The organism is Streptomyces sp. NPDC005533 (genome assembly GCF_042871845.1).
GTDB lineage: Bacteria > Actinomycetota > Actinomycetes > Streptomycetales > Streptomycetaceae > Streptomyces.
On record NZ_JBIAJH010000050.1, the window covers coordinates 12428 to 26703 of the forward strand.

The window sequence follows — 14276 nt, forward strand, 5'->3', positions numbered from 1 at the left end:
CTGCTCTCAATGGGCGGGCACGCGGGGGAGCACATGAGGTTCACGGCGTACGACCGCGCTCTCGTCCTGGCCGGGCGCATGGCCCGGGGCCGGAGACTCCCGCTGCGGGGCGCCCTCTCCACCCGCGCCACCCGGTGGACGGCGGCGCGCATCGACGCCCGCCTGGCGCGGTCCGAGGGCCTGCCGGGCCGCCGCCAGCGCGAGCTGCTCGAACTCGACGGTTTCCTCGGCGGGCTGAGCATCGCGGACGCGAAGGAGCCGGGCAACGCCGGGCACTCCTGGGTCCGCGCGATGCTGATCAGGACGACCGACCGGCCCTGGGAGCGGGGCGAACTGCCGCCCGGGGACCGCCATCTCGCCCGGCTCTACGAACTTCTGGGGCGCGAGTACGTGCGCTGCGCGGACTGGTCGACCGCCTCCGAGTGCTTCATCGGGGCCGCCCTCCACTGGGGCGCACCCCGCCACAAGCGGCGCACCTACGCCCAGATGGTCGTCCTCACGATGAAGCAGGGGGACCGCGCCGCCGCCCTGGACGGCCTGGAGGTACTCCAGGGCGCGACCCACCGCCCGTCCGCCGCCTTCCACCGGATCGCGGCCCGGATCCTGGACCCGGCGCCCCTGCTCGACGCGACCGTGACCCAGGGCATCGAGCGGGTGCGCGAGTTGGGGATCATCCCCTACACCTACCTCGTCTCCTGCCTCGCGGAGCGCCTCGCCGCCGACGCGCAGCCGGAACGCGCCCTCGGCCTCCTCACCACCGCCCTCGCCCGGCTCGCCGCGGACCGGGCCGACGACTGGCTGGTCGGGGAGCTGGAGCAGGCGGCCGCGGGCATCTGGACCTCGCTGGAACGGTACGAGGAGGGCCTCGCCCTGGCCCTGGCCGCCTGGGCGAAGCTGGACGCGCAGCGGTACCGCGCGTGTTCGCACACCCAACGGCTGTGCCTCTGGAAGAACTTCGGACCCGCCCGGCGCGCCGCCCTCGTCTCGGCGGTCGCCCTGGGGGACGAACGAACGGTCGCCGAGCTGATCGAGTCGTGCCGGCTCCAGTCGCTGCTCGCCGCCGAGGTCGAGATCGACGAAGACGAGAAGCTCGCCGAGAGCGGCGTCGAGGCCAGAACGGACTTCGCGGACGACGGGACGCAGGACCCGGACGGCGGGGGCGCCGGGAGGGCCGTGACGCCCGCCCCGGCCGCGGAGGGCGAGCCCGGCACGGCCGGCAGCAAGGACCTGGTCGTGTCCTCGGCCGTCTTCACCGCGTACCAGGACGCCCTGAACTCGACGCTCCTGCACTTCCCGGAGCCCGTCTCCTACCAGGGCGAGGCCCGCCTCCTGTCCCACTACCGCACCGCGCTGCCGCCGAAGGAGGCGCGGCGCCTCACCGCCCGGCCACTGGACGACGCGCTGCCCGAGGGCGTCTTCTGGGCGACCCACATCGAGGACGGCCTCCTCTTCTGGTTCCTCGCCCGGGACGGCCGGCCCGCCGGGTTCGGTGTCCAGGACCTGCGGGAGTTCGACCGGATCAAGCCGGTCCTCCTGGGGCTGGCCGGGCACTCCCAGTCCTCCGAACGCAAGACGTGGAGCCTGTTCCCCTACAAGCGCGGTCCCGGTGACTTCTACGAGCCGTTCACACAGCTCAGGAGCTGGCGGTCGGCCGAGGAGCAGATCATCACCCGCACGATCGGGCAGCTCCTGCCGCCCCCGCTCGTCGACGCGCTGCAACGGTCCGCCGCGGACGAACCGCTGCGGCTCACGATCTCCGCGGCCCGCGAACTCACCTGTGTGCCCTGGGCGATCACGATGGTCCCCGGCACGGAGGAGCGGCTGATCGAGAAGGCGGTCCTGCGGATGTGGACCTCCACGCCGACCCAGCTCAGGCGCGCGGCCCGCGACCTGCGGCTGCCACCGGACGCGCCCGTGCCGTTCCTGCTGGCCTGCGACAACCCGGACGGGTCGCTGCGCGAGCGGAGGGCGGACTCCGTGGTGAACGGGGCGGCCGCGCTCCTGACCAACTCCGGACCCGACGGCCCCGGGACCAAGGACGCCCTGCTGGCGGCCCTGCACGAGATCGGTCCCTCCACCCACGGCGTGTTCTTCTACCGCGGTCACGGGGTGCACGACAGCGACCCGGCCTGGTCGGCCCTGCCCCTGGCCGAGGAGACGTACGTACAGTCGGGCGAGCTCTTCGGTGCCTTCGAGGACGGCACGCCCTTCCTGCCGATGCCCACGCGGGTGATCCTGTCGTGCTGTTCCAGCTCCAGCGCGTCGGCCCTCGGCGGCGAGGGCATGGGGCTCGCGGCGGGCGTCATCCACTCCGGCGCCGATCAGGTGATCGCCACCTCGCTCGACATCCGCGACGCCTCCTTCACCGAGGCCTTCGAGGACCTCCTCGTCCGGGGGATGCTCGACGGGCGGCGGGCCGGCGACCACGCGGACCTGCTGAGGCGGTTGCAGCTGCGGATGCTCACCGAGTGGAAGGTGTTCTCCGTGCGCGGGGAAGACCTGGACGGCGAGGAGATCCGCGATCCCCACCCCATCATCTGGGCCTCGTTCCAGGCGTACTGAACCGTCGAAAGGACCTCCTCCATGATTGCCGTCTCCATGCCGTCGGACCTCGCCGATCTGCTGGTCGCCGAGGGGCTGGCCATCCGGCCGGGAGGCCGGGGCAGTGCGGCCGAGTTCACCGTCGTGGGCATCTCGGCCCTGTCCGCGACCGTCAGCCTCCTCCAGGGGCCCGACACCTTCCTGCGGCTCACGGAGCTCGTCCGCACCAACTTCGGGCGCTCCACCGCCGGGGTCACGGTCGAGATCAAGGCGAACGGCGACAGCGTGACCCTCCGGATTCCGGGCGACGCGGACGTCGTGACCATCGCCCGCCAGGTCCAGGAGGCCCTGATCGGCGACGACGAATAGCCGCAGGGTCGCCCCTTCCGGGCCGACCTGCCGGATTTGTGCTCCGGGGGATCGTCACAGCTCCTCGCCCAGCGGCAGCCGGTGGATGCCCGGCAGGTATTCGTCGAGCTCCCCCGGGGTGAACCGGGACATGCCCACGACGTGCCAGAACTCGCCGGCCACATCGCCCTCGTACTTGTAGCCGCCGGACGGGGTCAGCGCCGCCCAGCCGCCCGCCATGCCCATCAGGGTCGCGCGCGGTGACGGCGGGCTCCCGTCCGCCGGGAGGTTCCACAGCCGTACGGTGCCGTCCTCGGCGCCGCTCGCCAGCGTCGTGCCGTCCGGGGAGAAGGCGAGGGAGAGCACCCGGCCGGTGTGGCCGACGAGGTCGGTGACGTGCTCGCCCGTCTCGGCGTTCCACAGGCAGACGGACCGGTCGTCGCCGCCGACGGCCAGCAGGGGGCGGCCGGGGTGGGCGGCCACGGCCCACAGCCGTCCGCCGCGGCCGCGCAGGCGCGGGCCCGGCCGCCCGTCCCGCCAGACGATGGCGCTGCCGTCCCAGCTCGCGCTGGCCAGCCAGGCGCTCCCGGGTCCGTACGCGACGCCGTACACCCGGTCCGCGTGCCCGTTGCCGCCGCCGAGCTCCTCCATGAGCCGGCCGCTCCTCGCGTCCCACACCCGGACGACGCTGTCGTCGCAGCCGGTGGCCAGGACGTCGGCGTCCGAGCGGAAGGCGATCGAGCGGACCCGGCCGCGATGGCCGGTCAGGTTCGACACGGGGGAACCGGTGGGGCGGAACCAGACGCGCACGGAGTCGTCGTCGTTGGCGGTGGCGAGCAGGGTGCCGTCGGCGTTGAAGGCCTCCGCCCATACGTGCTCGGTCTCGGCGTCGAGCTCCCTCAGGTATTCGCCGCCCGCCGGGTCCCACAGGTACATGTCGCCGTCGTTGCTGGCGGTGGCGAGGAGGGGCGCGACGGGGCTGAACGCCGCCGAGACCAGCCGGTCCCCGCGGCCGGAGAGCTCGTCCGTACGCCGTCCCGTGCGCGTCTCCCAGAGCCGTACGACCCCGTCGTTGCCGGCGGTCGCCAGCTGTGTGCCGTCCGCGCTGAACGCGACGCCGCTGATGCGGCGGCCGTGGCCGCGCAGGATGCGCTTGCCCTGGCCGGTGGCGGAATCCCAGATCTGCGCGCCGCCGTCGTTGCCGACGGTGAGCAGCTGGCTGTCGCCGGGCCGGAAGGCGCACGCCCAGGCGGTGCCGCGGTGCTCGGCGGGCTGCTGGGGGTGGAGGGCGATGGTGTATCCGTGGGGCCGCCCGGCGGTGACCGTCCACAGCCGGACCGCGCCGTTGCTGTCGCAGGCGGCGAGGAGCTTGCCGTCGTCGCCGAACAGCACCTGGTAGACGGCGCCCGTGCCCCGTTCGAGGACTCCGGCGGGGGCGCCGACGACGGGATCCCACAGGCGTACCTGGCCGTCGGTGCAGCCGCTGGCGAGGAGGTTCCCCTCGGGGTGGAAGTCGAGGACGTACACGCGGCCGGTGTGTCCGGTGAACTCGTGGAGCAGCCGTGCGTCGGCCGTGCGCCAGATCCGCACGGTGCCGCCGCTCCCGGCCCCGCCGCGGTCGGCGGTCGCGAAGAGCGTGCCGTCCGGGCTGAACCGGGCGCGATACACGGCGCCTTGATGGCCGTCGATCTCCCGGACGCAGTGTCCGGTGGCCAGGTCCCAGAGGCGTACCTTCGCGGTGGCGTCGCCGGTGAGCAGTATGCCGCCCGGGCCGTGGACCGCGGTGTAGACGGGCGCGGTGTGGCCCGGCAGCCGGTGCACGGGCTCGCCGGTGGCCACGTCCCACACCGTGACCAGGCCCTCGCGGTCGCCGGTGGCGAGCAGGGTGCCGGTGGCGTCGAACGACAGCGGCCAGACCCCGTCGGGATGGACCTCCAGGCTGTGCCGGCAGGCGCCGGTCACCGGGTCCCAGAGCCGCACCACGCCGTCGGAGCCGCCGGTGGCGATCACGTCGGGCCGGAACTTCACGGCGTACACCCGTCCTTCGTGGCCCTGGAGGGTACGGACGGCCCGGCCGTCGTCGGCGCCGCAGACCAGGATGGAGCCGTCCTCGCTGCCGACGGCGAGGAGTTCGCCGTCGGCGCTGTAGGCGATGGGCTCGGGCAGGCGGCTGGTGCGCATGCCGAAGCCGTACGGGACTCCGACCGCCGACGGCCGGAAGCCCGCGTCCACGGGCATTCCGGGGGCGATCGAGGCGGTCCTGAGTTCGGGGGCCGAGCGCACCGCGTCGTCCATCGTCACGTCGATGAGCGCCGCCCGGTGCCAGCGGCTGCCGGTCAGCGACGCGCCGCGCAGGTCGGCCCGGGTCAGCCGGGCCCGGCTCAGGTTCGCGCCGGTGAGGTCGGCGTGGCTGAGGTCCGCCCGGTCGAGGCGGGCGCCGGTCAGCCGGGTGCCGCGCAGGCGGGCGCCCGACAGGTTGGCGCCGATCAGCCGGGCGTCCGTCAGATCGGCGTCGCCGAGGTCGACCCCGGAGAAGTCGCGGTGCGAGAGGTCCTCTCCGGCCAGTCGGGCGCCCCGCAGGTCGGCGTTGGCGGGCACCCGGAGCCGGTCGCTGATCCGGACGGCGTTGGCGCGGGCGGCGTCGTTGATCCCGCGCCCGGGCGAGTCGAGGGCGTCGCGCACCCATCGGGCGCACCGTTCGTGGTCGGCGAGGTCGCAGAAGAACTCGACGGCGAGCTGGCTGAACGGGCGGGCGTGGAGCAGGGTGTCCCGGCCCCGGGCCAGCTGGTGTGCGGCCTCGCGCGCCACCAGCCATTCGATGACGGAGCCGTGGATGAACTGGAAGACGCCGTCGTCGCTGCGCACCAGCAGGCTGCCCGCGCCGACGGCCTGGGCCCGTTCGGACGGGGTGAGCGGGGACTCGGTGAGCTCGCTGAGGGTGGTGGCCACGGTTTCGGTGAGCTCGTCGAGCCGCAGGGCGCTGCGGCCGCTCTCCCAGAGCCGCCAGGCCAGCGCGGTCACCGCGGCCCACAGCTCGGCGACGGTGAGTCCGGGCGGGGCGCCGGGGCCGCCTTGGCCGCGGCGTTCCTCGTAGCCGAGCCAGGAGGTGAACACGTCCTCGTACAGCCGGGCCGGGCTGAGGGCGCGGCCGGCTCCGGCCACCGCGCGCAGCTGGTCCTGGCTGAGATCGGCGACGAAGGAGAGCAGGCGGGGGTTGCGGCAGAGCATCAGCAGGTCGGGGATGTTGCGCAGGAGCTGGAAACGCTGGTCGGCCGCGCGCTCGTCGCCGTAGCCGCGGACCAGGTAGGAGCGGATCTGCGCCGGGGTGAAGCCCTCCACGGAGAGGATGCGGCGCTGCGGCAGCAGGCCGACGCGCTCGCCGAGCGCGGTGAGGACCTGGGCGTGCGACTTGAAGTGCTGGGTGCGGCTGCTGACCACGATCTTGGCGTGGTCGACGGCGGCGTCGAGGAGGACCTGGAGGTGGTCGGCGGCCCGGTCGTAGCTGACGCGGTGGACGAGTTCGTCGAAGCCGTCGAAGAGCAGGACGACGCGGCCCTGGGCGAGCATGTAGCGCAGGGCCCGCAGGTCGATGGTGTCGACGTCGTGGCTCGCGAGGTGGGCGGCGACCAGGCCTTCGAGGCTGTGCGCCCGGTCGAGGGTGTTGAGCGGGATCAGCAGCGGGGTGAGGTGGGGCAGCTGTTCGGGGATGCGGCGGGCCAGCTCGCGCAGGGCGAAGGTCTTGCCGTGTCCGAAGTCGCCGAGGAGCAGGACGAAGCGGCCGTGGTCGGACTCCAGCAGTTCCAGCAGCTCCTCGACCAGTCCGTCGCGTTCCTGGCCGTCGCTGCGGTCGGCGTCGCGGTAGCGCTGGGGGAGGTAGAGGCTCGGCGGGTACTGTTCGTCGGCCGCGAGCCGGGCGGTCTGTGCGGCGACGTAGCCCCGCAGGTCGAGGAGGCCCTGGAACTCGATGAAGCTGCGCACCCGCACGCGTACGCCGTGGCCGGCCGCCCGGTGCCGCAGACCGCTCGCGGGGGCTTCGCCCGCGTACACCAGGACCGCCTCGGAACCGGTGTCGGTCGCGTGCACCTGGGCGATGAAGCGGTCGATCTCGTCCTCGGTGGGCGTGCCGGGGTGGACGGCGATGCGCTGCTGCTGGACGACGCCGTCCTCCTGCTCCCGCCAGGTGGCCATGATCTGTGCCATGTCGGCCGGTTCGCGGCGCGGGACGTCGCGCAGCCGTACGCCTTCCCTGCGCACCCGGCAGATCTCCTTGACCCGCTCGACGAGCGCGGCGGCCGGATCCTCCAGCGGGGCCCTGCCCCGGGTGTGCTCGACGGTGATGACGGCGGGCAGGTCGGGGACGGGGAAGACCCGGCGGGTCTGCCTCCACTCGGCGGGGAAGTGCTCGCTCGGGGCCGTGATCCGGTCGTCCCAGCGGGTGGCTCCGTCGGCGGTGACCCGCAGGAGCTGGAAGCGGGCGGGGGCGGCGGAGCCGAAGAGCGGGAGTTCGCCGGCGGCGCCGGGCAGCTGGGTGCGGGTGGGGACCCCGGTGAGGGTGCGCGGGCCGCCGGTCGGGCCGTGCAGGAGCAGGTGCAGCCGCGGTGCGGCGAGCCGGGCGAAGGTGTCGGCGTCCCGCAGGCCGCCGGGGCCGCCGACGGCGTCGCCGGGGCGGCGGCCGTCGGTGAGCGGATGGCGCAGCGCCCCGATGCGCAGCCAGCCCTCCTCCTCGTAGCGGCGCATGGCCTCGGCGAACCAGGCGGCCTGGTCGCGGCCGATGTAGCCGTACTGCTCCTCGGGGCGGTGGCTGTAGGCCATGGAGGAGTTGAAGCCGGCGACGACCGTGCTCAGTTCCGGCACCGGGAAGAGGGTCCAGGGCTGATCGCTGTCGAAGACGGCGTCCAGGCCCTGGTAGAGGCCGCGGAAGAGCCGGGTGTAGTGGCGCCACTTGGGCCAGTACGGCGGCTGGGGTGCGACCTCGTCGGCCTCGCAGGTGTGGAAGTAGGCCTGGGACGCGGCCTGGTTCACGTCCTGGGCGCCCGGTACCACCATCACGCGCTGCGGCGACAGGTCGAGCTGGGAGCGCAGGGCGGTCAGGAAGCTGAGGGCCTGGTCGCATTCGCGCGGGCTGCCGGAGGCGGTGAGGTCCCCGGTCACCACCATCAGGTCGGGGGCGGGGGCGCCCGCGTCCCTGAGCATGATCAGGTCGCCGCGGATCTGCCGGCTGAGCGCGTCGGGCTCGCGTCCGCGCCCGAAGTCGGGCCCGGCCAGGTGCAGCACGGTGACGGCGTCCTGGGTCCGGCCGCCGCCGGCCGGGGAGGCCTGCGGGTAGAGCGGCGCCCGGGCGGGGCGCCGGCGGCCGGCCCAGCCGGGTCCGGCGAGGGCGCTCGGCTGCGGCCGCGCCGGGTTCGGCTGCTCGGGGTGGCGGACGGGGACGGGGCCGGCACCGGGATAGCCGGGCCGGCGGCCCGGGCGGGCGTGGCCGTCGACGGCCTGCTCGACGCGGGTCAGCAGCAGGGAGCGGGCGGCGTCGATGTCGGCCACGCCCACCAGGTCGACGTAGGTGATGGTGGCGAGCAGTCCCTCGATCGGCATCTCGTCGACGCGTACGGTCAGCAGGCGCCTTTCGGGGGATTCCGGCGAGGCGCGGAGCGCGGCCTGCCATTCCATGCGGCCGTAGGTGGAGCGTTCGTAATGGCGGGAGAGCACGGCGATCACGGCCTGGGACTCGCTGACACCGCGGTCCATGAAGTCTATGAAGTTGGTGCCCGGTACGAAGTCCCAGGCCTGCACGACCGTGCGGTACCCGGCTTCCTCCAGGGTCCAGGCGATCCATGCGGCCCATGGCTCATCGGCCGGCGAGTAGCTGATGAAGAAGTCGAACTCTCTTGCGGGAGCGCCGAATTGCCCATCCGTCATCATGGGAACCATGGTAGGAGCCACCCCGCCCGAACGGGCCTGTCCGGATCCATCCGGGCCGCCTGACGGCCGACCGCGCGTACGTGCGAATCTGTTCGACGTGTCTCTCCTCAGACGGCTGCATCCACTGGACTGGCTGGCCGGCGGCCTGCTCACCCTCGGCGTCCTGTGCGTCGCCACGGGGCTGCTGCCCACCGCGCCCGCCGGCGACGTGATGGAGCGCATCGGTCCGCTGCTGGTGTTCCTCGCCACGGTCATCGTCCTCGCCGAGCTGACCGGCAAGGCGGAGGTCTTCGACGTGGTCGCCACCTGGGTGGCCCGGGCGGGGCGGGGGAACTATCCCCTCCTGTTCGGGCTGTGCGTGCTGTTCGCGTCCGTCACCACCATCGCCCTCAACCTGGACACCACGGCGGTGCTGCTCACCCCGGTGATGCTGTCGCTGGCGACCCGGGTGGGCATCGCGGCCGTACCGCTGGCGATGACCACGGTCTGGCTGGCCAACACGGCGAGCCTGCTGCTGCCCGTGTCGAACCTGACGAACCTGCTGGCGGCGGACCGGGTGGCGCTGTCCCCGGCGGAGATGGCCGCCACCATGTGGGCCCCCCAGCTGGCGGCCATCGCGGTCACGATGGCCTGCCTGTGGGGCTTCTACTGGCGCCTGGGACGCCGCGGCGAGATCCGCTACGAGCCGCCCTCGGCGCCGCGCCCCGCGGACCGGGTCCTGTTCCGGGTGTGCGCGGTGGCGTGCACCGGCTTCCTGCTGGCGATCCTCGCCGACGTGCCGTTGTGGTCGGCCTCGATGACGGCCGCCCTGGTCGTGGTGGTGGCCTTCGCGGTGCGCAGCCGGGAGACGCTGCGCCTCTCCCTGGTCCCCTGGCGGCTCCTCGTCCTCGTCCCGGGGATGTTCCTGGTGGTGGAGACCGTCAACGCCCACGGGCTGCACGAGATGCTGGCGACGGCGGTGGGGTCCGACAACGGGTTCATCGGAATGCTGAGGTCCGCGGCGGTCGGAGCGGGCTTCTCCAACGCGCTCAACAACCTGCCGGCCTACATGGCGGCCGAGGCGGCCATCCCGGAGGCCAACCACCACCAGCTGCTCGCCCAGCTGATAGGCGTCAACGTCGGGCCGGTCATCACCCCGTGGGCCTCCCTCGCCACCCTGTTGTGGTTCGAGCGGTGCCGCTGGCACGGCACGCGGATCGAACTGGGCCGCTTCTTCGGTACGGGGCTGGTCCTGGCGGTCACGGGCACGCTGGCGGCGACGGTGGCGCTCGCGGCCACCACCTGAGCCGCGGCCGGCGTACCACCCGTGGGTCACGCCACGTGCCGGGTCGCCTCGCCGACCTCCCGCAGCAGGTACGCGAGGGTCTCGCCGCGCGCCGCCACATAGCTGCGCCCGCTGTCGTCCCCGGCGAAACCGGGCCGGAACCGCGCCCCGGACAGCGTGCGCAGCTCCACCCCCGTCTCGGCCGCGATGAGCGCCCCGGTCGGCAGGTCCACGCCTTCGGCCCGGTAGCCGACGAAGGCGTCGATCGTGCCGCGCGCCAGCAGGCTCCAGCCGAGCAGCGGTGCCCACAGCTGCAGCACCCGCCGGCAGCGCAGTTCGAGCACGGCCCGCAGCGCCACCGCCGTGGCGTCGCCGCGCCGCACGGCGTATCCCTGGGTCCAGGCGACGACGGGCCCGGGGCGCGGGAGCTCGGGGGCGGGTCCGGGCAGCGCGCCGGACGGCCCGTGGGCCCCGTGGCCCCTGACCGCGTGCCAGGTCTGCCCGGTGACCGGCTCGTGCACCACGCCCATCACGGGGGCGCCGCCCAGGCACAGCCCGATGCCCACGACGTACGCGGGGAGCCCGATCGCGACGTTGTTGCTGCCGTCCAAGGGGTCCACCAGCCACGTGCGTTCGCCCGCCGCGTCGAGCAGCCCGGCCTCCTCGGACAGGATCCGGTCGTGCGGGAAGTGCCGCCGGATCCGGCCGAGCACGAGCCTCTCGGCGGCGAGGTCGAGGTCCACCTGCACGTCCCCGGACTCGTCCTTCGTCCGCACGCAGTGCGCCGTGCCGAAGCGTCGGCGCAGCAGCCCGCCCGCCTCCTCCGCCGCGGCGACGGCGACCCGCCTCTCGCGGTCGAAATCAGGCCCGCTGTTCGGCATCGATCCTCCTGAGGACGGTGTGGACGCTGCGTACGGTCTGCACGGTGTCGCACAGCCGGCGGGTCGTGCGGCGCGGGCGGCCGTCGAGCGGCCCGAGCGAGAGGTCGGCCTGCCCGGGGATCGAGAGCCCGTGCACGAGGGTGGCGGCGGGTTCGGGCCCCTCCAGGGCGGTGGCGTGGAACTCGCCGGCCGCCAGGGTGTAGGTCTGGCCGCCGGAGCTGACCTGGGCGGGTCCGGGCTCGCTGCGCACCACCTGGGGGGTGGGGCGGATCTCGTCGACGCCGTCGCTGCCGCTCCACACCTCGAACACGCGGTGGGTCGCGCCCCCTTCGCCGTCGCGCACCGCGGTCGTCCGTACGGGCAGGTTCGCCACCCGCCCGTACAGCACGCGGCTGCGCAGTTCCCAGCTGTGGGCGTGCATGGGCGAGGCGTCCGGCTCGGCCCGGTTGCCGGCGTCGAAGAGGTGCACGCAGATCCCCCGCCGGCCCTCTCTGAGCAGCGGCAGGCAGAGGAATCCGAGCGGATGGCGAACGGCACGCAACTCCCTTTCACCGGAGGCGATCTCCTCCAGGGCGACCAGGGTCCTTTCCAGTTCGCGGTCCATGGCACGCGCCGCGGCGCATCACCTCCTGTAGGGGTCCTCCGCGTGCAGCGCCTTCTCGATGATCTTGCCGATGTCGCTGTCGGTGAAGAAGCGCGGCAGCGGAAGCCTCAGGTCGTCGAAGAGCGTGCGCACCTCGTCGACGGTCGGCTCCTGGCCGAGGGGCGACGCGACGCGCAGATCGAGCACGGTGGCCTGCTCGCGGCTCTGGTGCAGCTCGGTGACGTAGTAGTCGTAGAGCGGCTGGCCGCGTTCCACGAGCAGGTTCACCCGGGACTGGTCGTCCTGGGTGATGACGAGGCAGGTCTCGGACAGGTCGAAGCGCAGGGTCGGTACGGCGGCCGACAGGTGCACGCTGATCTCGAGCGTCGTCAGCTGCCGCTGGTACCAGCAGGCGGCGAGGACCGTCGCGTACGACTCCCGGCGGACCCGATCGGTGGTCCACAGGTCGTCTCCGGGGCGCTGCACGCCGAACATCTGGCGGAAGCGGGCGTAGGCGGCGCAGGCCCGCTCGTCGGCCGGGTTCACGATGTCGATCTTGACGTTGAGCTGGGAGCGCTGTTCCTTCGCCGCGCGCACGCACAGCGGCAGGGTGACGGCCCGCAGGTAGGTGCCGGTACCGCCCTTGAAGTACCAGAGGTTGGTGTGCTGGCGCGCCTTGCGCAGGGCCTCGCCGACCTCGTTGCCCGACAGCGAGCGCACCATGGCGAGGTCTTCCAGGGCCCGGCGGGTCCCGCTCATCGCCTCCTGGATGCTCGCGGGCCGGCGCACGCGCTCCACGATCGAGCCGGTGGCGAGCAGACCGAGGACGACCAGGGTGGCGCCGGAGGCCACGTCGTCGCTGACGACGTCACCGAAGATGTCCAGGAAACCGACCGCCATCGCGACCAACAGGGCCACGACGACATCGGCGTTGCGCAGCACCCAGGCCACGAAGCGTTCCAGCCGCCCGACATGCGCCGCCATCCACGCACCCCCCTCCCCCACCCGTGTCCCGATGGTAGGAGATGCCCCGGCGGCGCCACCAGAGCGCACTCGGAGCGCCCGCAGCGGCGGGGCGGCTACTCACGGAGATCTGAGTAGCCGCCCCCAGGTGCGCCGATCACCGCCCGCCTAGCCTGCTGCCCATGAAGTACGCGCAGCAGGCCGGCACAGCGGCCCACGGGACAGGACCGCGGTCCACGGGCAGGGGTTCCCTGTTCCTGGGCATCGCCGCGGTCGGGGCGATCGGCTGCCCGTTCCTGCCGGAAGCCGTCCCGCCGCCGATCCGCTTCGTGCCCCTCTACCTCGTTCTGCCCCTCGGCGTCTGCGCGATCGTCTGGGGCCTTCCCGACCTGTGGCGGGCACGGCGGGACGGGGTCGCTGCGCCGGTCGGGGCCCGCGTCGGGGTCCCGCTCGGCGCGGTGGCCCTCGTGATCGCGGCCGTGGCGGCTGCCTGGGTCGCCTTCTTCCTCGACATCGGGTGACCCGCGGCCGGCCGCTCGCTCAGCCGGCCGCGTCGAGCAGCAGCTTCGCCGCGACCATCGCCCCGTCGGCGTGGAACGCGGCGGCCACGGCGGTCGCCCGCGCACGGGTCTCGGGGGCCAGGGCCGGCCTGAGCGCGGCAGAGAGGGAGTCGAGGGCCGGGGTCGGCCCGTCGTGTGCCGCGCCGATGCCGAGCTCGGCCACCCGGCCGGCGAAATACGGCTGGTCCGCCCCCTGCGGGACCACCACCTGGGGCGCCCCGGCCCAGGTGGCGGTCGTCGTCGTACCCGCGCCGCCGTGGTGCACGACGGCGGCCGTACGGCGGAACAGCGCCTGGTGGTTGACCTCGCCGACGACGAAGCAGTCGTCTTGGTCGTCGGTCAGGGCCAGGTCGGCCCAGCCGCGGGAGAGGACGGCGCGGCAGCCCTGTGCGCGGATCGCGCCGACGGTCGCCCTGGCGACGCCCTCCGGATCACGCATCGGGATGCTGCCGAAGCCCACGTACACCGGGGGCGTGCCGGCGTCGAGGAACGCCACCAGGTCGGCGGGGAGCGGGCGTTCGTCCGGCAGGACCCACGCGCCGGTCTGCACGACGTCGAGGTCCGCCGGCTGCTGCCAGGGGGCCAGGACCGGGTCCGCGGCCAGCCACGGCCGGTCGGTGAAGACGTGGTCGCGGACGTTGTCCACCGGCGGCAGGTTGATCGACGCCCGGTGGGTGTTGATCGCCTCGCCGAACACCGCCTGGGCGTCCTCGATGTCGCGGTCCCACAGCTCCCGGTTGTCGCTCACGTCCTCCGGGAGCGGCCGGCCGGGCCGCGGCATCGGCGGGTGGTGCGGCGACGGCAGGCTCACCGGCTGGTAACTCGCGTACACGTAGGGGATGTCCCGTTTCTCGGCGACGGCCTTCACGCCGGCCACGGCCGGCACGAGCCCGGTCGCGAGCAGTACGTCGCACCCCTCGGCGGCCGCGCTGACGTTGTCGTAGAACGCGGCGACCAGATCGGCCGCCCGCCGGGGCACGCCCCCGGGCGACGGCGGTGTCCTGCCGGTCACCAGTGCGCGCACCGACTGGCCCGTCGGCACCATCTCCACGCCGACCCCGGCCAGCCGCTTCGCGAACTCCTCGTCCGGCGGCGCGCACACCCTCACCTCCGCGCCGAGCTCCTGCAACCGCACCGCGAGACCCACCAGCGGCTCGACTCCCCCGCGCGAATCATAGGCCGACAGCAACACACGCATTTCGTACTCCCCGTTCCGAAGT

General features: G+C 73.7%; 9 protein-coding genes. 4 read left to right on the forward strand and 5 right to left on the reverse strand.

Features of this window, described 5'->3' with window-relative positions:
• Positions 1-33 precede the first annotated feature (33 nt).
• Entirely contained in the window at positions 34-2562 is a 2529-nt protein-coding gene (locus tag ACFYP3_RS32285) for a CHAT domain-containing protein (protein WP_388840391.1), read from the forward strand.
• A 21-nt stretch (positions 2563-2583) separates the two neighbouring features.
• Positions 2584-2910, forward strand: a complete 327-nt coding sequence (locus ACFYP3_RS32290) for a hypothetical protein (RefSeq protein ID WP_388840393.1) — start codon at positions 2584-2586, stop codon at positions 2908-2910.
• Between the two features lie 54 nt (positions 2911-2964).
• Here ACFYP3_RS32290 and ACFYP3_RS32295 read toward each other — a convergent pair whose 3' ends face one another.
• The gene (locus ACFYP3_RS32295; RefSeq protein ID WP_388840396.1) at positions 2965-8805 is read right to left on the reverse strand and encodes a TIR domain-containing protein; all 5841 of its coding nucleotides are present in this window, start codon (positions 8803-8805) and stop codon (positions 2965-2967) included.
• A 97-nt stretch (positions 8806-8902) separates the two neighbouring features.
• Here ACFYP3_RS32295 and ACFYP3_RS32300 point away from each other — a divergent pair, with 97 nt between their 5' ends.
• Positions 8903-10090: an SLC13 family permease gene (locus ACFYP3_RS32300; RefSeq protein WP_388840399.1), complete on the forward strand. Its 1188-nt coding sequence runs from the start codon at positions 8903-8905 to the stop codon at positions 10088-10090.
• Positions 10091-10116: 26 nt separating this feature from the next.
• Here the strand turns inward: ACFYP3_RS32300 and ACFYP3_RS32305 are convergent, their stop codons facing one another.
• From ACFYP3_RS32305 to ACFYP3_RS32315, 3 genes are read right to left on the reverse strand one after another with little or no spacing between them, the layout of a single operon-like run.
• The gene (locus ACFYP3_RS32305; RefSeq protein ID WP_388840402.1) at positions 10117-10950 is read right to left on the reverse strand and encodes an inositol monophosphatase family protein; all 834 of its coding nucleotides are present in this window, start codon (positions 10948-10950) and stop codon (positions 10117-10119) included.
• Entirely contained in the window at positions 10931-11554 is a 624-nt protein-coding gene (locus ACFYP3_RS32310) for a hypothetical protein (RefSeq protein ID WP_388840405.1), read from the reverse strand. Before ACFYP3_RS32310 ends, ACFYP3_RS32305 begins: the two co-directional genes overlap by 20 nt.
• An 18-nt stretch (positions 11555-11572) precedes the next feature.
• On the reverse strand, positions 11573-12517 hold the full coding sequence (locus tag ACFYP3_RS32315) for a hypothetical protein (RefSeq protein WP_388840408.1): 945 nt from the start codon (positions 12515-12517) through the stop codon (positions 11573-11575).
• A 161-nt stretch (positions 12518-12678) separates the two neighbouring features.
• Here ACFYP3_RS32315 and ACFYP3_RS32320 point away from each other — a divergent pair, with 161 nt between their 5' ends.
• On the forward strand, positions 12679-13017 hold the full coding sequence (locus ACFYP3_RS32320) for a hypothetical protein (RefSeq protein ID WP_388840411.1): 339 nt from the start codon (positions 12679-12681) through the stop codon (positions 13015-13017).
• Positions 13018-13036: 19 nt separating this feature from the next.
• Here ACFYP3_RS32320 and ACFYP3_RS32325 read toward each other — a convergent pair whose 3' ends face one another.
• Positions 13037-14254 carry a glycosyltransferase gene (locus ACFYP3_RS32325; RefSeq protein WP_388840413.1) on the reverse strand — a complete coding sequence of 406 codons (1218 nt, stop codon included), beginning with the start codon at positions 14252-14254 and terminating at the stop codon, positions 13037-13039.
• Positions 14255-14276: the final 22 nt, after the last annotated feature.